This is a genomic window from Streptomyces sp. CNQ085, assembly GCF_022614595.1.
Classification (GTDB): domain Bacteria; phylum Actinomycetota; class Actinomycetes; order Streptomycetales; family Streptomycetaceae; genus Streptomyces.
The window spans coordinates 1-19953 of record NZ_JAJFAU010000021.1; the positions used below are offsets into that span (position 1 = coordinate 1).

The following is a 19953-nucleotide window of genomic DNA, read 5'->3' on the forward strand; positions in this document are numbered from 1 at the left end:
CGCAGTTCCTCGCGCAGTGCCCGCAGGGCGCGGAGGGCGTACTCGATGTCCTCCTCATCGTCTCCGGCGCGGTGCCGGTGGGCGACGCGGTCGCCGACCGGGTCCAGGTCGCCGGTGCCCTTCAGTCTCCTGAACGGGCTTGCGGGAGGCGCCTGTCGGCGGCCGGGGCGCGGCGGCCGATGCCCGCCGCGCTCCTCGGTACGGGGAAGCCGGGCAGGGTGGCGTACGGCTCGTGGTTCACGCCTCCGGATCGGAGGGCGCCCGGCGGCGAAGCGCCGACTTGACCGTGTCGACCACGAGCCGGGCCGCGACGCCCACCAGCAGCAGGCCGCCGGTCATCTGGACCATCACGATGACCCGGGCCGGCTGGGAGCGTGCGGTGATGTCGCCGTAGCCGACGGTGGCGAACGTCGTGAGCGCGAAGTACAGGGCGTCGGTACGGGTGAGGGGTTCGCCGAAGCTGCCCGGCTCGGCCCTCTCCAGGAGGTGGTAGACGGTCGCGAAGAGCAGCAGGAACAGCAGCAGCACGCTCACCAGTGCCTCGGCCGCCCGCAGGATCGGGCGGGGGGAGCGCTCGATCTCACGGATCTCCCAGAGGAACAGGGCGAGGACGGCGAGCAGCCCCAGGGCGAGGATGACGGCCGTGCCACCGGTGAACTCCTCGTCCACGGGCAGCAGGTAGTACGCGGTCAGGAGCGCCGCGGTGATGAAGGCCAGCCGCACCGCGGCGATCACCGCGGGAACGCCGTGGGCGGTGCGGGCGGCGCGGACGCCCTCCCGGTTGTCCGGGGGCGGTCGGCGGGACGGGTCGGGTGGCGGCATGCGCGTCTCCCGGTGGTTCCGGTTCCGGTTCGGTCGCGGCCCGCGGGGGCTTCGGCGGACGCGGGGCTTCGGCGATCAGGCGACGGCCCGGGACGTTCCGGGGCCGCAGGGGTGTCAGGGGTGTCAGGGGCGGACCGACACCGTCCAGCCGCTCTTGTAGGTGTCCGGCACCGGGTGGCGCGGCCATTCTCGCGCCCAGGACGGCGGGTCCGCCCGGCGCATGACCACCGCGTCGGACCGCCGGGGGGCGCGCGGGTCCGTTCTGACGCAGCCCGCGGCGTGCGCGACGGGGATCGCCGCGTCGTTGCCCGTGACCGCGCACGGGGCGCGTACGCCGTGCGCGTGGAGCACTGCCGCGATGCGCTGCCAGTCCTCGCGCGCCTGCTCCTGGATGCCCGCGTGGGTGTGCGCCAGAGTGGCCTGGACGACCAGGTGGCCCGCCAGCACGGCGGTGAGGACGACGGCCGCCGGCGCCGAGCGGCGGGCCCGGTCGGCGAGGCGGAGCAGGCCGAGGGCGGCGGGCACGGCCAGCAGCGCGTAGCCGGGCAGCAGGAAGCGCGGCGCGACGTAGGGCAGCAGGAGGAAGTACTGCGCCATGAGCGAGCCGGCCGTGGCCGCGGCCAGCCACAGCGGCGCCGCGTCCCCCGCGCCGGCCATGATCCACGGCGTACGGGTGCGGCGCGCCGCGAGCAGTCCCAGCGCGGTGAGCAACCCCAGCAGCGGCCACCAGGCCGCGGCCGCCCACCACACCCCGTCGCCGGTGCAGGGGCGGCACAGCAGCGGGCCGTCCAGCGAGGTGAGGTGGTCGGCCACCGACAGCACCGGCCGCATGCCGCCCTGGACCTCGCTCGCCTCGGCGAGGCGCTGTGCCACCCCGCCGAACCGCAGCCACGCCTCCGCCGCCCACGGCAGCGCGCCCGCAGCGGCGCCCGCGGCCACGGCGGCGATCCTGCCCCGGCCGTGCCAGGCGGGCACCGCGACGGCGGCCAGCAGCAGGGGCGCGGCGAGGGCCGCGCCCTCGTTGGGCCGCATCAGGGTCGCCACGGCCAGTCCGGCGGCCAGTCCCGCGGACCGCGCACCGCGGCCGGATCCGCTTCCCGCGAAGCAGCCCACCGCCGCGAGCGCGCCCATCGCCGTGTAGTGATTGGGCATGGCGGCGCCCGCGTAGAACAGCACCGTCCACAGCGAGCCGTACAGCGCCGCCGCCACCCAGACCGCCGAGGGCCGGGGCACCACCCGCAGCCAGGGGCGGAAACCCAGGTAGAGCGCGGTGCTCGACAGCGCCAGCAGCCAGACTCTCAGCAGCACGGCCGAGTCGCTCCAGGAGGCGACGGGGAACAGCAGCAGGGGCACGCCATGGGTGCGCGGGGCGCTGAAGGGGGTCGGGGGACCGTAGGGGGAGAAGCGGCTGGCGTAGACCGTCTCGTCCCAGCCGAGCGGCAGGGTGAGCGGCACCAGGAGGGCGGCGGACAGCGCCGGCAGGACGCAGACGGCCGCCAGTCTGCGGGCCTCCCGCCGCAGGGCGCTCGGCGATCCCGGCGCGGCGGCCGTACCGTCGGCGCCGATGCCCCCGCGCCCTCCGATCCCTCGGGGGGCGCGGAGCCCGCCGGGGACCGGTACCGTGCGGCCGAGGGGCAGGGCTCTGCCCGGCGTTCTGCCCGGCACGGCGTTCACGCGGCCTCCACCCGGTCGTCCTGCGGCCTGCGGTCTGTCCCCCGCCCGTCGTTGTACCAGCGCGCCGGGCGGGCGGCGTGCGCCCGCGCGGTGGCCGCACGGCGGCCGCACCGATCGGACGACGGCCCTACGGCAGCCGGCCTACGGACACGCTCCGGTGCGCGACCCCGGCGGGTGACGGAGGAAGGGGCGCGCGGGAGGGCACGAGCGCTGTGACATACGCCCCAGGCGCGTGGCCGGACGCCGTCGGTGCGGGCCCGGACACACCGGGAGCCGCGGCACGCCCCGGCCCGGAGCCGGGCGCGAGGGGGAACGAAAAGCAGCGTCTGACCTGGTACTTGGCCTACTCGGAGGAGCCGGGGCCGCCTGCCGCCGGCGGGGTGCCCGCGACCGCCGGACGGGCCCGCGGAGCGTGCTGCCGGGCGGGCCGCGAAGCGGGGCCGCGCCCACCAGGCTTCTGGCTTCCCGGTGCGGAAGATGTCTCAAGTAGGCTACGAGACCGTTGCCGTCCGGCAAGGGTGCCGGAGACCGTGACGCCCGCCGATGCTGTCGACCGGGTTCGTACGAAGAAGCGGAGTACAGCGGTGGTGCGGATCGAACTGGGGGCCGCGGTGTCCGTCGCCCGGGAGATCGCCGAGAAGACCCTGGCCCCGCGAGCGGCCTCGGTGGACGCGGAGCAGCGGTGGCCGAAGGAGGGCATGGCGGCCCTGCTGTCCCGGCTGGGCGGGCTGGTGGTGCCCGAGCACTCCGGCGGCATGGGCCACGGTCTGCTGGCCGTGGCGCAGGTGGGAGAGGCGACGGGCCGGGCCTGCGCCTCGACGTCGATCTGCTTCGGCATGCACCTGGTCGGCTCGGCGGTGATCGCCGCGCAGGCCGGCACCGTACAGCGGGAGCGGTACCTGGCGCCGATCGCCGCCGGGGAGCACCTGACGACCCTGGCCCTGTCCGAGCCCGGGACGGGCGGCGAATTCTGGCTGCCGCAGACGCGGATGGAGCGCGTCGAGCGCTCCGGCGGCGACCGGCTGCGGCTGACCGGCGCCAAGAGCTTCGTCACCAACGGCGGCCACGCCGACTCCTATGTCGTGTCCACCATCGCCGTGGGGCCGGAGACGCCGCCCGGCCAGTTCTCCTGCACGGTCGTCGACGCCGACGCGCCCGGCCTTCGGTGGGGTCCCCAGTGGCACGGCTTCGGCATGCGGGGCAACGACTCGCGCGGCCTGGAGCTGCCCGGCGTGGAGATCCCCGCGGAATGCCTGCTGGGGCAGGAGGGCGACGAGATCTGGTACGTGTTCAACGTCGTCGCCCCCTACTTCCTGATGGCCATGTCCGGCACCTACCTGGGCGTCGCCGCGGCCGCCCTGGAGGAGACCCGCACACATCTGCTGCTGCGGCGCACACGCGCCGGCCGCGTTCTGGCCGGCAACCCGGTCGTACAGCACCGGCTGGGCACGATGTGGGCCCGGGTGGAGCGCACCCGGCGCCTGGTCTACCAGGCGGCCGCCGAGGCGGAGCTCGGCGGCCCCGAGGCCCTGCCGGGGCTGGCCTCGGCCAAGGCCGAGGTCTCCGACGCGGCGGAGGCCACGGTGAACGACGCCCTGACCCTGCTCGGCGGGATCGGCTACGGGACCGACTCGCCGCTGCAGCGGATGCTGCGCGACGCCCGCGCCGCCCATGTGATGGCCCCGGTCACCGACGTGCTGCGGGTGTGGGCGGGCAAGGCCCTGCTGGACGAACCGCTACTGGAAGACTGACGGTGTACTGACGATGCCCGGTGAGAGGAACCGCATCCTGCTGGTGGACGTCCTCCCCGAGACCGCGGAGGACTTCGAGGCCGCGTTCGGCGAGGAGGCCGAGCTGGTCCACGTCACGGCCGCGAGCGTCCTGGAGCACACCGAGGGCAGGCCCGGCCAACGCCGGCCCGCCGTGGCAGTGGTGGGCCGGCGGGTACCGGCCCCGGTCGGCCTGATCCACGCGCTGCGTCCCCACCCGGCGGACCTGGCGGCGGTGGTGGTCGCCACCTCCGCCACCGACTCCCGGCTCACCACGCTGCCGATACTCTTCTCCGCCGACCTCGTCCGCCGGGTCCCGGACGCACGGGCCGACCTGCTGCCGCGGACAGCCCGCGAACTGCTGGAGGGCGTGACCGGACGGCGCGCCGAGATCTCGGTGCGCTCCACCGTCCAGCGGCAGCTCGCCACCGGCACGGTGATGGGCCGGCAGCTGGGGGAGCGGCTGCTGGGCGAGTTCCTCACCCAGGCCCCGATCGGCGCCCTCATGCTGGACGACGACGGCGCGGTGCTCGCCTGGAACCACCGTGCCGCGGACGTCCTGGAGCTGGACGACCGCGGATCGCTCCGCCGTCCGCTGGCCGACCTGTTCCCGGCGGACGTCCGCGCCGCGCTGCGGCAGCACCTGGCCACCGCCCGGGAGCAGTCCGCCCCCGGTCCCGACGTGGTCTTCGAGCGGACCGGGTCCGACGGCACCGCGCAGGCCATACGCATAGCCCCCCAGAAGGTGACGGACTCCGAGGGCCGCGAGCGCGTCCTGGTGCTCGCCGAGGACGTCACCGACCGCCTGCACGCGCAGCGCAAGCTCGCCGAACGCACCGGCCACGCCCTGCTCAGCGCGGAGGTCGCCGCCGCCATGACGGCCCCCGGCCCGCTGGCCGAGCGCCTGCACCGCTGCGTACGGGCCACCGCGGACCGGCTGGGCGCCGACCGTGTCTGCCTGTGGACCCTGACGCCGTCCGGCAGACCCGAGCCCGCCGCCTGCGCCGACCTCGACCGCGCCACCTCCGCCGGCGGTCTCCACCCCGAGCACGCTGACGAGGACCTGGTCGGGCGGATCGCCGCCCGGCAGCGTCCCCATCTGGACCTCGCGCCCCCCGGCGGGCCGGCGTCCGGGTCCGGCCGGCCGGCGGGCTCCTTCGCCGGCTATCCGCTGGTCTCCGGCGGGGAGCCGATCGGCGTACTGGCCCTGAACACCCGCCTGGCCCTGCCCGGTTCCACGCTCTCCATCCTGGAGAACATCGCCGACCAGGTCGCCGTCGGCATCCAGCGGGACCGCCTGCTGCACCGGCTGCGCGCCACCACCCAGGCCCTGGAGCGCCCGCTGCTCCCGCCCCGCCTGCCCGAACTGCCCGGCTTCGACCTCGCCGCCCGCTACCACCCCTTCGGCAGCGGGCTGCACATCGGCGGGGACTTCTACGACGCCTTCACCGCCCCCGACGGCCGGTACGTCCTGGCCCTGGGCGATGTCTGCGGCAAGGGGCCCGGCGCCGCCGCCATCACCGGCCTGGTGCGCCACACCCTGTGGGCGGCGGCCCAGCACACCACCGGCCCCGAACACGTCCTGAGCCTGGTCAACAACGCGCTGCGGCGGCAGAACGCCCCCTTCTGCACCCTCGCCTACGCCGTCCTGGAGCCGCCCTCCGATCCGGCGGACCCCTCCGGCACCGCCCGCGTCCGCATCGCCTCCGCCGGGCACCCCACCCCGCTGCTGCGCCGCGCCGACGGCCGCGCCGTGCCGCTGGAGGTGCGCGGTCCGCTGCTGGGCGTCCTGGACGAACTGCGCCATCCGGTGACCGAGGTGGAGCTGCGGCCGGGCGAGACCCTGGTGTTCTACACCGACGGCTTCACCGAGGGCGCCGGGGCGGAGGACCGCCGCGAACCCGAGGACCTCGCCGCCCTGCTGGCCGCACACCCGCCGCCGGCCGGTGACGGGCGCCCCGCCGACCGCGTGGTCGCGGCCCTGCTGGAGGACGCCCACTCCTGGTGGGGCGAGCGGCTCCGCGACGACCTGGCCGTCCTGGCCATCGCCCGCCTGGGCTGACCGGCTCCGGGCGGGCGCCGCCGCGGGCTCTCAGGGGCGGGCGCGGAGGTTGGTGCCGTTCAGGCACAGGGCGATGTTGCGGACCGCGGCGGTGAGCTCCTCGATCACCCGGGCGGCCCGCTCGGCGTCGTGGAAGGCGGGCCGGTCGGCGGACGCGGACAGGGAGCTGCTGAGGTCCTCGGTGAGGCGGCGCATCGCGTCCAGTTCCTCGGCGGGCGGCACGGCGGGGGCGCCGGGAACCGCGGGCTCGCCCGAAGGGGGCGCCGGGACCGGCGCGGCGGGGGCGGCCGGAGTCGCCGGGACGAGGGGTACGGGTGCGGGCTCCGCGGGCTGCCGGGGCTGATCCGGCCGCGGGGACTGAGCGGGCGCGGCCCGGGGCTCGGAGCGGGGTACGGCGGGTGCGTCGGACGCCGCCGACGTCTCCGGCGCGGCGGGGGCGGCGGGGGCGGCGGGGGCGGCGGGTGCCGCGCCCGTACCGCCGCCACCGGCCGCCGGAGCGCTCCACCCCCCGGCGGGCCCCGACGCGTCCGGCGAGAGCCTGGTCTGCGGCGGCAGCACGTTCTCGGCGGTGCCCGGGGACCACAGCGGCGCCGTCGGCTGCGGCGCGGTGGGGACGTGCTCGGCCTTCCACCGCAGCCGGTAGCACTCGACCTGGTCGGCGCAGGCGGTGCGGGCGTGGAAGACCGCGCTGCCCTCTCCCAGGTCGGGGTACCAGAGGTTCGGACCGGGGAAGCGCACCGTCCGCATCCTGGGCTTGACGGGCTCCGCGCAGCCGATGCAGCAGCCGGCCGGCACGCACAGCCCCGCGACCTCCTTCTGCGCGGCGGCGCGGGGACCGATCTCCCCGCGGTACTCCCCGTTGCCGCAGGGCGGCAGTTCTCCGCAGGTGCGGCAGACCGCGTAGTGCTCCGGGAGGACCTGCCAGCCGTGGCTGACGGGCGCGCACCAGTGCTTGGGCGTGGAGCGCGGGAAGTTCTCGTTGCGCAGGACCAGCACCACGGGCCGCCTGTAGAAGTCGGACCGCTCGGGGGGCTGCGCGTTCAGCCGCCCGTTCATCCTGCGCAGGTCCTCCGAGTGCCGCCACAGTTCGAGGTGCTCGCGCCAGGCCTGCTCGTAGGAGAGCGGCCAGGGGTGGTCCCGGTACTCGTCGATCTCCAGGATCCGCCAGGGCTGCCGGTCGAAGACGACGACGTGCCCGCTCCTCAGGCGCAGGTGCGTACCGTTGTCGCCCTCCTTGGGCCAGTCGATGCGGCCGACGCGGGTGGGCTGGTCGGGGAGCCCTTCGCGAACATGCATGCCACGCTCCTCGGCAACGGGACAACTATGGTCAACATGGAGCACTTTCCAACATTCTGGATCATTTCGGACCTTTAGCCGTTCAGACACGCGCACGCCCGTCGCCCAGCACGCCCCGCTCCGCGGTCGCCGTACGGCGCCGACGTGCGGCGACCGCGTGCGGCACGTACCGCGCCAACACCGGGCGCCCCGTGAGTATTGACCTTTTGTCTGAGATTCCCCGCGAATGGCTGGCTGCCCGCCATGAGATCCCTGGCCGAGAAGGACATCCGCGCGTCGTTCGTCAACTGCTCCAAGGGCGAGGCGAGACGCATGGCGCTGCCGCGCGACCTGACCGAACAGCCCTGGGACGAGCCGGACTTCCTCGGCTGGCGCGATCCCGCCGCCCCCGACCGCGGCCATGTCGTCGCCGAACGCGACGGCCTGCTCACGGACGTGGCCCTCCGCGCCCCCGCCCGGCAGCCGGGCCGCGCCCGCCGTACCGGCTAGATCAGGCCCTGCGCCGCCATGCCCTGCTCCACCAGCTCGAAGCCGGCGATGTTGGCGCCGGCCACGTAGTCGCCGGGGCGGCCGTAGCGCTCGGCGGTGGTGTGGCACAGGCCGTGGATGTGCCGCATGACCTCGGTCAGCCGGGCCTCGGTGTGCTCGAAGGTCCATGAGTCGCGCGAGGCGTTCTGCTGCATCTCCAGGGCGCTGGTGGCCACACCGCCGGCGTTGGCCGCCTTGCCGGGGCCGAACAGCACGTCGGCCTCGCGCAGCACGCGCACGCCCCCCGGAGTGGTGGGCATGTTCGCGCCCTCGCCGACCGCCCGCACGCCGTTGCGCACCAGCGTCGCGGCGTCCTTCTCGTCCAGCTCGTTCTGGGTGGCCGAGGGCAGCGCCACCTCGCACGGCACCTCCCAGACCCGGCCGCCGGGGACGAAGCGTGCCCCGCCGCGCTCGGCGTACTCGGACAGCCGGCCGCGCTCGGTGAGCTTGACCTGCTTCAGCAACTCCAGTTCGATGCCCTTCTCCGCGACGACGTAGCCGCCGGAGTCGGAGCAGGCGATCGGGACGGCGCCGAGCTGCCGGGCCTTCTCCATGGCGTAGATGGCCACGTTGCCGGAGCCGGAGACGACCACGCGCTTGCCCTCCAGGGTCTCGCCGCGCGTCCTGAGCATCTCCTCGGTGAAGACGACCAGGCCGTAACCGGTGGCCTCGGTGCGGGCCTGGGACCCGCCCCACAGGACCCCCTTGCCGGTCAGGACGCCGGCCTCCCAGCGGTTGGTGATCCGGCGGTACTGGCCGAAGAGATAGCCGATCTCGCGGCCGCCGACCCCGATGTCACCCGCCGGGATGTCCGTGTACTCACCCAGGTGGCGGTACAGCTCGGTCATGAAGGACTGGCAGAAGCGCATGACCTCCGCGTCCGACCTCCCCTTGGGGTCGAAGTCGCTGCCGCCCTTGCCGCCGCCGATCGGCATGCCGGTCAGGGCGTTCTTGAAGGTCTGCTCGAAGCCCAGGAACTTGATGACCCCCAGGTTGACGGACGGATGGAAGCGCAGGCCGCCCTTGTACGGGCCGAGGGCGCTGTTGAACTCCACCCGGAAACCGCGGTTGACGTGGGTCCTCCCGGAGTCGTCGCTCCACGGGACGCGGAAGATGATCTGCCGCTCGGGCTCGCACAGGCGCTCGATGAGGGACTCGTCCAGCAGTTCGGGACGCCGGGCGAAGACCGGTTCGAGGGATTCCAGGACCTCCCACACGGCCTGGTGGAACTCCTTCTCGCCGGGATTGCGGTGCAGTATCCGGTCGTAGGTCTTCTCGATCACGCGTACTCCTAGAAGGTGCGGCTCCTGTTGTCCCGCCGACTCCGCCGACCCCTGCGGAGCCCGTGAAACGCATGACGCCGAGCACCCCCGTGGAGATCGGGTGCTCGGCGTCTTCGTCGACGTGGCGGACTTCAAGCGTGACACGCCCCGACCGTGAATTCCTCCCGGGTACCCGGCCGGTGGCCGGGAACCGCGCGGCGGAGCCGCGCGGGCGCCACCGGCGCGTCCTGCCGCCGGACGCTTCCTCCCGGTGCGGCGCCTCCCCCATGGCGGCGTGAAGGCGTGCCGCCTTCGCCTTACGGTCGGCCAGCGCGATGAGCATTCCGGTGTCGTACACCGGCACCCGTGCGGTCACGCCGTGTTCCCGGGGTGGCTGTCGGCCCTGGCGGGCGCGTCACCCCCGAGAACGAGTCCCACGGCTTCGCGCGCCTCCTGCCGCTCCGCCTCGGTGGGATCGTCGTCGCCGGGCTCGGGAGGCGCGGGCAGTTCGGCGGCCTCCGCCACGCACGTTCTCCTCGGCGCCGACCGGTGACCGTCGCCCAGGACTACAAACGCTCTCGCTGGTAAGGGATTCGACGTCTTCTGCGCGCATGCGCGGGCGCCCGCGAGCGAAGCGGGGTACGAGCGCCCGCACACCGCGTGGCACTCTTGGACGAGGAGAGAGAAGCCATTAGGTTAGCCTCGCCTAATTTGATGGTCGCTCAGGTGACCCGGGAACGCATCCGGAGGGAGGGGACGTGAGCGCTTCCGACGGTGGCTGACGGCGCGCACCGGACGACCGCACCGCTTCTCCGACCCACCGCCTCCCCGACCGTGCCGCACCCAGCGAGGTAGAGCCCGTGTCCATCGTTCTCCCGCCCTCCGCCGCCCCGCGTTCCGCCTACCCCGCCGAGGTCCTGCCCGGACCGGTCCGCCGGCGCCTGCTGGAGCTGGCGGAGGGCGAGGCGCCCGTCTCCGCGTACCTCTACGACGGCCGGGCCGCCGCCGCGCGCGCCCGCGGGCTGCGCGCCGTGCTGCCGGAGTGGGCGGCCGTCCACTACGCGGTGAAGGCCAACTCCTTCCCCGGCGTCGTACGCGCGCTGGCCCCGTACGTGGACGGCTTCGAGGTCGCCTCCCGCGCCGAGCTGGAGCTGGCCCTGGCCGCCCTGCGGGAGCGGGACGGCCCCGGAGACCCGCAGGGCTCCGGCCGCTCCTCCCCCGTCCCCGTCGTCGCCGCCGGGCCCGCCAAGTCCGTGCCCGTACTGGCCGCCCTGGTGCGCGCCGGGGTCGAGGCGATCAATGCCGAGAGCCTGCTGGAGCTGCACCGCATCAGCCGCATCGCCGTCGCCGAGGGCACCACCGCCCGGGTGGCGCTGCGGGTCAACCCCGCCGGCGGCCCCGGTGAGGGCCCCGAGGCCGCACCGGCTCCCGGGTCGCTGCGCATGGGCGGCCGGGCGTCGCAGTTCGGGGTGCCCGAGCCCGACGTGCCCGGGGTGCTGGAGCAGGCGCTGCGGCTGCCGGGCCTGGACGTCACGGGCTTCCACGTCCACGCGGCCTCCAACAACCTCGACGCCGGCTCCCAGGCCGCCCATCTGCGCCGGTGTGTGGAGTGGAGCGCGGCGACCGCCCGAAGGCACGGCGTGGACCTGCGCATGGTCGACGTCGGCGGCGGCATAGGCGTGGCCTTCGAGGAGCTCGCGGGCGAGCGGCCCTTCGACGTGGACCGCTTCGGCGAGCTGGTCGCGCGGTGCGAGCCGCCGCCGGGCGTGCGGGTGGTCCTGGAGCCGGGCCGCTTCCTGGTGGCCGACTGCGGCTGGTACGCGGCCGAGGTCACCGACGTCAAGCACAGCTACGGCACCGCCTTCGCCGTGCTGCGCGGCGGCATCAACCACTTCCAGCTTCCCACCTCCTGGGACCTGGTGCACAACATCGCCGTCCTGCCCGTCGACCGCTGGCCCGACGGCCTGCCGCGCCCGGAGGCCGCCGGTACGCGCGTCACCGTCGTCGGCGAGCTGTGCACCCCCGAGGACACCCTGCTGCGCGATGTCCGGGTGGACCGAGTCCGAGCGGGGGATCTGGTCGTTTTCCCCTACGCGGGCTCCTACGGCTGGGAGTTCGCGATGCACGGCTTCCTCGGCCACCCCGTCGCGGAACGCCACCTGCTGTGACCGGCGACCGACCGCCCACCCGGGGACGGTCGCCGGGCCGTACGGCCGACACCCTCCCGACGGAGCAGAGGAACAACGGAGCGATGACGCCATGACCGTGTCCACCGCACCCCCGACACCGGCCGCCGCCGCGGCCATGGACACCACACCGGGACGGGCGGCGTGACGGGCCGCGTCCGCGCGGCGGAGACGGACTCCCCGGCGCCGGACCTCCCGGGCGCCCGGGACGGCGGCGGCCGGGCCGAGGCGCTGCGCGCCCTCGTCGACGGGCTGCTGGCGTCCGCCGCCCCCTCCGGCACGGAACCGCCCGCCGCGGAGCCGCCCCGCGCCGCCCCGCTGTCCGGTTCCGTGGACGGCCCCGGCGCGCTGGAACCGCTGCTGCGCGCCGCGCTCGCGGCGCTGGAGGAGGGCGCGGCCCGGCGCGGCGGTCCCGCTCCGGCGCTCGAACCCGGCGAGCTGGCCGCGCGCGTCGCCGGGGAGTACGCGGCGGCCCGCGGCGAGGAGGCCCTGCCCCGGCTGACCTCGCTGCTGGCGCACGGCAGCGCCGATCCGGCCGACCCGCTGTGCGCGGCCCATCTGCACTGCCCGCCACTGGCCGTCGCCGTCGCCGCCGACCTGGCCGTCTCGGCCCTCAACCCCTCGCAGGACTCCTGGGACCAGGCGCCGGCCGCCACCACCCTGGAGACGCTGCTGCTGGCGGAACTGGCCGGACTGGTGGGGTACGGCGAGGAGGCGACCGGGGTGCTGACCTCCGGCGGCACCGAGTCCAACCTGATGGGCCTGATGCTGGCCCGCGACCGGGTGCTGGGGCGCGCGTCGGGGCGGCAGGTCGAGCTGGAGGGCGTGCCGGGCACCGGCCCGCGCCCCCGCGTGTTCACCTCCGCCGCCGCGCACTTCTCCGTCCAGCGCGCCGCCGCCCTGCTGGGTCTGGGTGAGGACGCGGTGGTGCCCGTCGACATCGACCACGCCCAGCGCATGGACCCCGGCGCGCTGGCCGGCGCCCTGGAGCGGTGCGCGGACGCCGGCGAACTGCCCGTCGCCGTCGTCGCCACCGCCGGGACGACCGACACCGGCACAGTCGACCCGCTGCCCGAGTGCGCGCGCCTGGCCGCCGAGTACGGCGCCTGGTTCCACGTGGACGCGGCCTACGGCGGCGGCGCGCTGCTGTCGGACCGGCTGGCCCCGCTGCTGGACGGCGTCGAGCTGGCCGACTCCGTCTCCCTGGACTGGCACAAGCTGGGCTGGCAGCCGGTCGCGGCCGGCGTCTTCCTCGTCCGGCGCGCGCGAACGTACGCCTCGCTGGCCCGCCGCGCGGTCTACCTCAACCCGCGCGACGACGAGGAGGCTGGCTACCCCAGCCTGCTCGGCCTGTCGCTGCGCACCACCCGCCGCGCGGACGGCTTCTCCATCGCCGTCACCCTGCGCACGCTGGGCCGCGAGGGCCTGGGACGGCTGGTGGACGCCTGCCACGACCTCGCGCTGGCCGGGGCGGCGGCGGTGCGTGCCCATCCGCGGCTGGAGCTGCACGCCGACCCGGTGCTGACGGCGTTCCTCTTCCGCTACCTGCCGCACGGGCAGGACGGTCCCGTGGGGAACGATCCCGGGCGGGCCGACCGGATCAACGCCGCCCTGCGGCGCAGGCTGCTGCGCGAGGGGCGCGCGGTCGTCGGCCGCACCGAACTGCCGGGCGAGGGGCCGGGCCGGGTGCGGCTGAAGCTCACCCTGCTCAACCCGCACGCGACGCCCGTCGACGTCGGGCGGCTGCTGGACGCGGTCGCCGAGGCGGGCCTGGCGGAGGAGCGGGCCGTGGAGGAATCGAGGTGACCCCGAACCCGCTGGGCGGGAGCCCGTCCGCGCACGGTGCCGGCCCGCACGGCCCCGACCCGCTCAACCACCCCGACCCGCTCGACCACCCCGACCCGCAGCGCGCCGCCGCCACCGCCGCGACCGAGCGGCTGCTGCGCGCGTACGTCCGCGAGACCGGCACCGAGGTGCCGGCCGCCGGGCAGTCGCTGCATCTGGTGCTACCGCTGAGCAGGATGACGCTGCGCGTGCCGGTACGGTACCGGTCCGCGACCGGCTGGCACCGCTTCGGCGAGGTGCGCGTGGTCACCTCCGAGCGGGGCGGCAGCCTGCCCGCGGACATCGCGCTGGCGGCGGCGGCGCTGGTCCGGGAGCACGCGCTGCGGCGCGGCCGCCCCCTCCTGGACGGAGGCGACGCGGTGGCCCGGGTACTGGACTCGGCCCGCCGCACCGCCGTCCATCTGGCCCGGCGCCGCGCCGAGGCCCCCGGTACGGCCGGTCCGACGCCGTTCCTGGACGCCGAGCAGGCACTGCTGCTGGGCCACCCCCTCCATCCCGCGCCCAAGAGCCGCGGGGAGGCGTCGGACGCCGAACTGGATTCCCACTCACCCGAGTTGCGCGGCTCCTTCCCGCTGCACTGGTTCGCCGCGCACCCGGACGCGGTCGTCGGCGAGAGCGCGGACGGCCGCCCCGTCACCGATCTGCTGCGGTCCCTGGCGGCGGGTGTGGAGGTGCCCGCCGGCATGGTGCCGGTGCCCGCTCACCCCTGGCAGGCGCGCGAGGCCGTACGCCGCCCGCGGACCGCCGTGCTGCTGGAGGCCGGGCTGCTGCGTCCACTGGGGCCCGCCGGTCCGGCCTGGTACCCCACCTCCTCGCTGCGGACGGTGCACCGTCCGGACGCCGAGGCGATGCTGAAGCTGTCGCTCGGCATGCGGATCACCAACTCCCGCCGCAACAACCTCCGCGGCGAGCTGCGGCTGGGGGTGCGGGCCGCACGGCTGCTGGCCGCCGGATCGCCCGGCCGTCCCGGGCCGGGCGGATGGCTGCGCGCCGAACACCCGGAGTTCGGCATCCTGCGCGACTTCGCCTGGGTCTCGGTGGGCCGCGGCGAGGGCTTCCCGGAAGCGGGCCCGGAGACGGGCCTGGAGACGGCGATACGCGACAACCCCTTCCGGGGCGGGGCCCGGAACCGGACCGGCGGCGGGACCGGCGGCGGGACCGGCGAGGCGCTGTGCGTGGCCGGTCTGCTGGCCGAGCGCACCGGCCCCGGCGACGGCTCCCCGCCGCCGTACCGCTCCGCGCTGTGCGAGGCCGTGGAGCGCACCGCCCGCGCCCACGGCGTCTCCACCGCCGAGGCCTCCGAGCGCTGGCTGCTGCGCTACCTGGAGATGCTGGCCGTCCCCCTGATCCGCCTCCACGCCCACCACGGGATCGCCCTGGAGCCGCACCACCAGAACACCCTGGTGGCGCTGGGCGCCGACGGGCTGCCGGTGGCGGGCTGGTACCGCGACAGCCAGGGCTACTACGTCGCCGCCTCCCGCGCCGTCGCGCTGGAGCGGCTGCTGCCGGGCCTGTACGAGGGGGTGGAGCTGGTCTTCGAGGACTCCTTCGTCGACGAGCGCGTCGCCTACTACCTGGGGGTCAGCAACCTGCTCGGCGTGGTGGGCGCGTTCGGTTCGTTCGGCCTGGCCCGCGAGGAGCGCCTGCTGGGCGTGCTGCGCGCCGCGCTGGAGCGGCTGCGCGCCGCCGAGCCCGGCGCCAAGGGCCTGCTGGAGACGCTGCTGGACGCCCCGTCGCTGCGCTGCAAGGCCAACTTCCTGACCTGCGTGGACGGGCTCGACGAGCTGGTCGGCGACGTCCACACCCAGTCCGTCTACGTCGATCTTCCCAATCCCCTCGCGGAGGCACAGCCGTGACCGACCACTCCACCCCGCCGCGCGGCGTGTACGACCTCGTCGGCGTCGGCATCGGTCCGTTCAACCTCTCCCTGGCCGCGCTCTGCGACGGCGTGCCGGGGCTGGACACCCTCTTCCTGGACCGCCGTCCCGCCTTCTCCTGGCATCCCGGGCTGCTGCTGGAGGGCACCGTCCTGCAGGTGCCCTTCATGGCCGACCTGGTGACGATGGCCGACCCCACCAGCCGCTGGTCGTACCTGAACTACCTGCGCGAACACGGGCGGCTGTTCCCGTTCTTCTTCTCCGAGCGCTTCCACGTCCCGCGCCGCGAGTACGACCACTACTGCCGCTGGGTCGCCGAGCGCCTGCCCTCGTGCCGCTTCGGCGCGGAGGTGACGGCGGTGGAGTGGGACGCGTCGGCCGAGGCATTCGCCGTCACCCACCGCGCGCCGGGTGATCCGGGTGATCCGGACGGGGGCCGGGGCGGCGGCCGGGAGGAGCGCGTACTGGCCCGGCGGGTGGTGCTCGGCGTCGGCACCACCCCGGTCGTGCCCGAGCCCCTGCGCCCCCTGCTCGCGCCCGCGCACGCCGGGCGCGTACTGCACAGCGCCGACTACCGCACCCACCGCGCCGCCCTCGCCGGGAGGGACGACGTGACGGTGGTCGGGGCGGGGCAGTCCGGCGCGGAAGTCGTGCTCGACCTGCTGCGGCACCAGGACGGCGAGGGGCGCGGCGGCCCGTACGTGCGCTGGCTGGCGCGCACCCCGGCGTTCGCGCCCATGGAGTACTCCAAGATCGGCCTGGAGCACTTCACCCCGGACTACGTCCGCTACTTCCGCGCCCTGCCCGAGGCCGTCCGCGACCGGCTGGTGCGCGAGCAGTGGCAGCTCTACAAGGGCGTCAGCGAACAGACCCTCGGCGAGATCCACGACGAACTGTACGAGCGGACCATCGGCGGCGGACGGCCTCGGGCCGGCCTCCACCCGGGCGTGGAGATCACCGCCGCGGCCCCCGTGGAGGACTCGGGGGGCCGCGGGTACGTACTGGGCTGCCGCCACGCCCGGCAGGGCACGGAGTTCGAGGTACGCACCTCGGCGGTCGTCGCGGCCACCGGCTACGCCGCCGTACGACCGGCCTGCCTGGACCCGCTGGACAAGCTCGTCGACTGGGACGCGCGCGGCCGCTACCGCGTCGGCGGCGACTACCGCGTCGCGCTCGACGGGAGCGTCACCGGTGCGCTGTACGTGCAGAACGCCGAGACGCACACCCACGGCGTGGGCGCGCCCGACCTCACCCTCGGCGCCTGGCGCGCTGCGGTGATCCTCAACTCCGCCGCCGGGCGCACCGTACTGCCCGTACCCGACCGGGCGGCCTGGACGACCTTCGGCGCACCCGACTCCGAGGCGTACGACCCCGGGGCGCACGAGCCCGGGGCGCACGCCGGGGAGGCGGCCCGATGAGCGCCGTACCCCGCGACGCCTGGCGGGAGGCCGGGCGCAGGCTCCTGGCCAAGGCCGTCGAGGAGTTCGCCTACGAGGAACTGTTCGTCCCCGAACCCGACACCGGCGCCGACACCGAACCCGACACCGCCGGCGACGCGTACCGGCTGGACCTGGGCGGCGGGACCTCCTGGACGTTCCGCGCCGCCCGTGGCTCCTTCGGCTCCTGGCGCCTGGTCCCCGGCACCCTGCGCCGCCGGCCCGCACCCGGCGACGGCACGGAGGAGGAGGCGGACGAGGAGCCCGGCCCGGAGCGGCTGCTGCTCGACGCCCGCGAAGTGCTGGGCTGGGACGGCCCCACCACCGCCGAGGTGCTGCGCGAGCTGACCGCGACCCGCCTCGCCGAGGCCCACGTCATATCCCGCGACCTGCCCGCCGCCGCCCTGGCCGACCTGGACCACCTGGAGCTGGAGGCACACCAGGACGGCCACCCCTGCATGCTGCTCAACAAGGGCCGCCTGGGCTTCTCCGCCTCCGACGCCGCCGCCTACGCCCCCGAGGCGGCCGGCGAGGCGAGGCTGCGCTGGGCGGCGGTCCACACCACCCTGGCCTCGTACGCGGGCGTGCCGGGCCTGGACGCCCGGGCGCTGCTGTCCGAGGAACTGGACGCGGCCGTGCGCGAACGTTTCGCCGCCGTCCTCGCCGACGCCTGCGCCCAAAGCCCATACCCCCCGGACGATTTCGTCTGGCTGCCGGTCCACCCCTTCCACTGGGACGAGGCCGTGGCCACCCTCTTCGCCCCTTACCTCGCCGACGGCCGGATCGTCCCCCTCGGCGAGGGCCCGGACCGCTACCGGCCCCTGCAGTCGGTCCGCACCCTCGCCAACCTCGACCGCCCCGGCCGCCGCAACGTCAAGGTGCCGCTGCTCATCCGCAACACCCTGGTGTGGCGCGGGCTGTCCACCGAACCGACGCGGGCCGCGCCCGACATCAGCGCCTGGCTGCACGCGATACGCGAGGGCGACTCCTACCTCCGCGACGAGCTGCGCTTCCACCCCCTGGGCGAGGTGGCCTCCGTCGCCGTGCGCCACCCGCTGTACGAGTCGGTGGCCGACGCCCCCTACCGCTACCACGAGCTGCTGGGCGCGGTGTGGCGCGAGCCGGTGACCGCCCTGCTGCGCGACGGCGAGAGGGCCCGCACGATGGCCGCCCTGCTCAAGACCGGCTCGGACGGCAGGGCGCTGGTCGCCGAACTGGTGGAGCGCTCCGGCCTGCCCCCGCGCGCCTGGCTGACCCGCTTCCTGACCGCCCTGCTGCCGGGGCTGCTGCACTGCCTGTACCGCCACGGGATCGCCTTCTGCCCGCACGGCGAGAACACCGTGGTCATCCACGATGCCTCCGAGGTGCCCGTGGGCATCGCGCTCAAGGACTTCGCCGAGGACGTCAACCTGCTGCCCGGCCGCCGCCCCGAGTACGCCGGGCTGCCACAGCGCGCCGACGCCGTACTGCTGCGCTGGCCGGCGCACGAGCTGGCGCACTCGCTGCTGAGCGCCGTCCTCGCGGGCCACTTCCGCTTCCTCGCGCCCCTGCTGGAGGAGCATCTGGGCGTCCCCGAGCCGGACTTCTGGTCCCTGGTGCGCGCCGAGATCGGCCGCTACCACGGCCGCTTCCCCGAACTCGCGGACCGCTTCGAGGAGTTCGGCCTGCTCGCGCCGTCCTTCGACCGGGTCGCCCTCAACCGCGAGCAGTTGCTGGGCGGCGGCTTCCACGACCGCGCCGAACGCGACGGGGGTTTCGACATCGTCCACGGCGCCGTCCCCAACCCCCTGGCCACCGCGGCGCCCCTCACCGAACCGACCGAGGAGTCAAGGTGACCGACCCGTACGAGCGGCTGCGCGCCGAGGCCGAGGCGGGACGCGTCGAGGAGGTGGTCGTCGCCGTACCCGACCTCCAGGGACGGCTGATGGGCAGCCGCCTGTCCGTGCCCTACTTCCTCCAGGAGGCCGCGCGCGAGGGTTTCGGCGCCTGCGTCTACCTGCTCGCCACCGACGTGGAGATGGACACCGGCCCCGGCTACGCCATCGACGCCTGGGACGGCGGCTTCGGCGACTTCGTCCTGCGCCCCGACCCGGCCACCCTGCGCACCGTCCTGCCCTGGGACGAGGGCACCGCCCTCGTCCTGGCCGACGCGGTGTGGCACGACCACGAGCCCGTCGCCGTCGCTCCCCGCCACGTCCTGCGCACCCAGCTCGACCGGCTGGCCGCCCGCGGCCTGACCGCGTACGCCGGCACCGAACTGGAGTTCCTCGTCTTCACCGCCTCCTACCGCGAGGCCTGGGAGCGCCGCTACGACGGTCTGCGCCCCGCCGCCCGCTACAACACCGACTACTCCCTCCAGGGCCTGGAGGAGGTCGAGCCGGTCGCCCGCCGCATCCGCCGCGCGATGACGCGCGCCGGGCTGCGGATGGAGACCGCACGCGGGGAGTGCCACCCGGGCCAGTACGAGATCGTCTTCCGCTACGACGAGGCGATGACCACCTGCGACAACCACGTCCTGTTCAAGGACGGCGCCAAGCGGATCGCCGCCGCCGAGGGCGCATCGCTCACCTTCATGCCGAAGTTCGACGAGGGCGAGGGCAACTCCTGCCACATCCACCTCTCCCTGCGCGACGCCGACGGCACACCCGTGCTGGCCGACCCGTCCGCCGGGGACGGCATGTCGGAGCTGATGCGGCACTTCGTCGCCGGTCAGCTCGCCTGCCTGCCCGACCTGGCCCTGCTGATGGCGCCCAACGTCAACTCCTACAAGCGCCTCCAGCCCGGCGCGTTCGCCCCGACGGGCGTCGCCTGGGGCCGCGACAACCGCACCTGCCCGATACGGGTGGTGGGCTCGGGCCCGTCCCTGCGCATCGAGCACCGCGTCCCCGGCGGCGACGCCAACCCGCACCTGGCCGTCGCCGCCGCCGTCGCCGCCGGGCTGTACGGCATCGACAACCGCCTGCCCCTGCCGCCGGAGCACACCGCCAACGCCCTTGCCGACCCGTCCGTCCCCCGTCTGCCCGCCACCCTCACCGAGGCCCTGCACCGCTGGGAGAACAGCGACCTCGCGGCCGGACTCTTCGGCAAGGAGACCGTCGCCCACTACGCGCGGGCCGCCCGCGCGGAGCTGTCCGCCTTCGAACGCGCGGTCACCGACTGGGAGCGCGTCCGCGGCTTCGAGCGCCTGTGAGCCCGT

At 75.3% G+C, this 19953-nt stretch carries 14 protein-coding genes and 1 pseudogene; 10 read left to right on the forward strand and 5 right to left on the reverse strand.

Translation table 11 applies throughout. The annotated features are described in order from the left end of the window. Positions 1-284, forward strand: a 284-nt coding sequence (locus LJ221_RS06345) for a hypothetical protein (RefSeq protein ID WP_241714519.1), incomplete at its 5' end; no start/stop codon positions are given. On the opposite strand, the gene LJ221_RS06350 is transcribed toward LJ221_RS06345, so the two are convergent. Together LJ221_RS06350 and LJ221_RS06355 are read right to left on the reverse strand one after the other, a co-directional pair. Next, entirely contained in the window at positions 238-822 is a 585-nt protein-coding gene (locus LJ221_RS06350) for a potassium channel family protein (protein ID WP_241714520.1), read from the reverse strand. The genes LJ221_RS06345 and LJ221_RS06350 overlap by 47 nt on opposite strands. Before the next feature lie 123 nt (positions 823-945). Then, entirely contained in the window at positions 946-2496 is a 1551-nt protein-coding gene (locus LJ221_RS06355) for a hypothetical protein (protein WP_241714521.1), read from the reverse strand. Between the two features lie 530 nt (positions 2497-3026). On the opposite strand from LJ221_RS06355, the gene LJ221_RS06360 reads away from it, so the two are divergent. Then, positions 3027-4247, forward strand: coding sequence for an acyl-CoA dehydrogenase family protein (locus LJ221_RS06360; RefSeq protein WP_241714523.1), 1221 nt, complete (start codon positions 3027-3029; stop codon positions 4245-4247). 13 nt (positions 4248-4260) lie between these two features. Further along, complete coding sequence (locus tag LJ221_RS06365) at positions 4261-6327, forward strand: SpoIIE family protein phosphatase (protein ID WP_241714524.1); 2067 nt, start codon at positions 4261-4263, stop codon at positions 6325-6327. A 30-nt stretch (positions 6328-6357) separates the two neighbouring features. Here the strand turns inward: LJ221_RS06365 and LJ221_RS06370 are convergent, their stop codons facing one another. Next, positions 6358-7623, reverse strand: coding sequence for a hypothetical protein (locus LJ221_RS06370; RefSeq protein ID WP_241714525.1), 1266 nt, complete (start codon positions 7621-7623; stop codon positions 6358-6360). A 243-nt stretch (positions 7624-7866) separates the two neighbouring features. Here LJ221_RS06370 and LJ221_RS06375 point away from each other — a divergent pair. Continuing rightward, positions 7867-8106 (forward strand): annotated as a pseudogene (locus tag LJ221_RS06375) (FBP domain-containing protein); the annotation flags it as partial. A gap of 2 nt (positions 8107-8108) precedes the next feature. Here the strand turns inward: LJ221_RS06375 and gdhA are convergent. Together gdhA and LJ221_RS06385 are read right to left on the reverse strand one after the other, a co-directional pair. Continuing rightward, on the reverse strand, positions 8109-9434 hold the full coding sequence (gene gdhA, locus LJ221_RS06380; protein ID WP_241714526.1) for an NADP-specific glutamate dehydrogenase: 1326 nt from the start codon (positions 9432-9434) through the stop codon (positions 8109-8111). Positions 9435-9785: 351 nt separating this feature from the next. Beyond that, positions 9786-9938, reverse strand: coding sequence for a hypothetical protein (locus tag LJ221_RS06385; RefSeq protein WP_241714527.1), 153 nt, complete (start codon positions 9936-9938; stop codon positions 9786-9788). Positions 9939-10273: 335 nt separating this feature from the next. Here LJ221_RS06385 and LJ221_RS06390 point away from each other — a divergent pair, with 335 nt between their 5' ends. The 6 genes from LJ221_RS06390 (at position 10274) to LJ221_RS06415 (ending at position 19947) form a co-directional block, all read left to right on the forward strand. After that, entirely contained in the window at positions 10274-11581 is a 1308-nt protein-coding gene (locus LJ221_RS06390) for a type III PLP-dependent enzyme (protein WP_241714528.1), read from the forward strand. A gap of 273 nt (positions 11582-11854) precedes the next feature. After that, complete coding sequence (locus LJ221_RS06395; RefSeq protein WP_374228392.1) at positions 11855-13405, forward strand: aspartate aminotransferase family protein; 1551 nt, start codon at positions 11855-11857, stop codon at positions 13403-13405. Continuing rightward, a complete protein-coding gene (locus tag LJ221_RS06400) occupies positions 13402-15300 on the forward strand; it encodes an IucA/IucC family siderophore biosynthesis protein (RefSeq protein ID WP_241714530.1) in 1899 nt (632 codons plus the stop codon). Before LJ221_RS06395 ends, LJ221_RS06400 begins: the two co-directional genes overlap by 4 nt. Further along, positions 15297-16739 carry a lysine N(6)-hydroxylase/L-ornithine N(5)-oxygenase family protein gene (locus tag LJ221_RS06405; RefSeq protein ID WP_241714531.1) on the forward strand — a complete coding sequence of 481 codons (1443 nt, stop codon included), beginning with the start codon at positions 15297-15299 and terminating at the stop codon, positions 16737-16739. The genes LJ221_RS06400 and LJ221_RS06405 overlap by 4 nt, the downstream gene beginning before the upstream one ends. Next, positions 16736-18592 carry an IucA/IucC family siderophore biosynthesis protein gene (locus tag LJ221_RS06410; RefSeq protein WP_241714532.1) on the forward strand — a complete coding sequence of 619 codons (1857 nt, stop codon included), beginning with the start codon at positions 16736-16738 and terminating at the stop codon, positions 18590-18592. Before LJ221_RS06405 ends, LJ221_RS06410 begins: the two co-directional genes overlap by 4 nt. Next, on the forward strand, positions 18589-19947 hold the full coding sequence (locus LJ221_RS06415; RefSeq protein WP_241714533.1) for a glutamine synthetase family protein: 1359 nt from the start codon (positions 18589-18591) through the stop codon (positions 19945-19947). Before LJ221_RS06410 ends, LJ221_RS06415 begins: the two co-directional genes overlap by 4 nt. Positions 19948-19953: the final 6 nt, after the last annotated feature.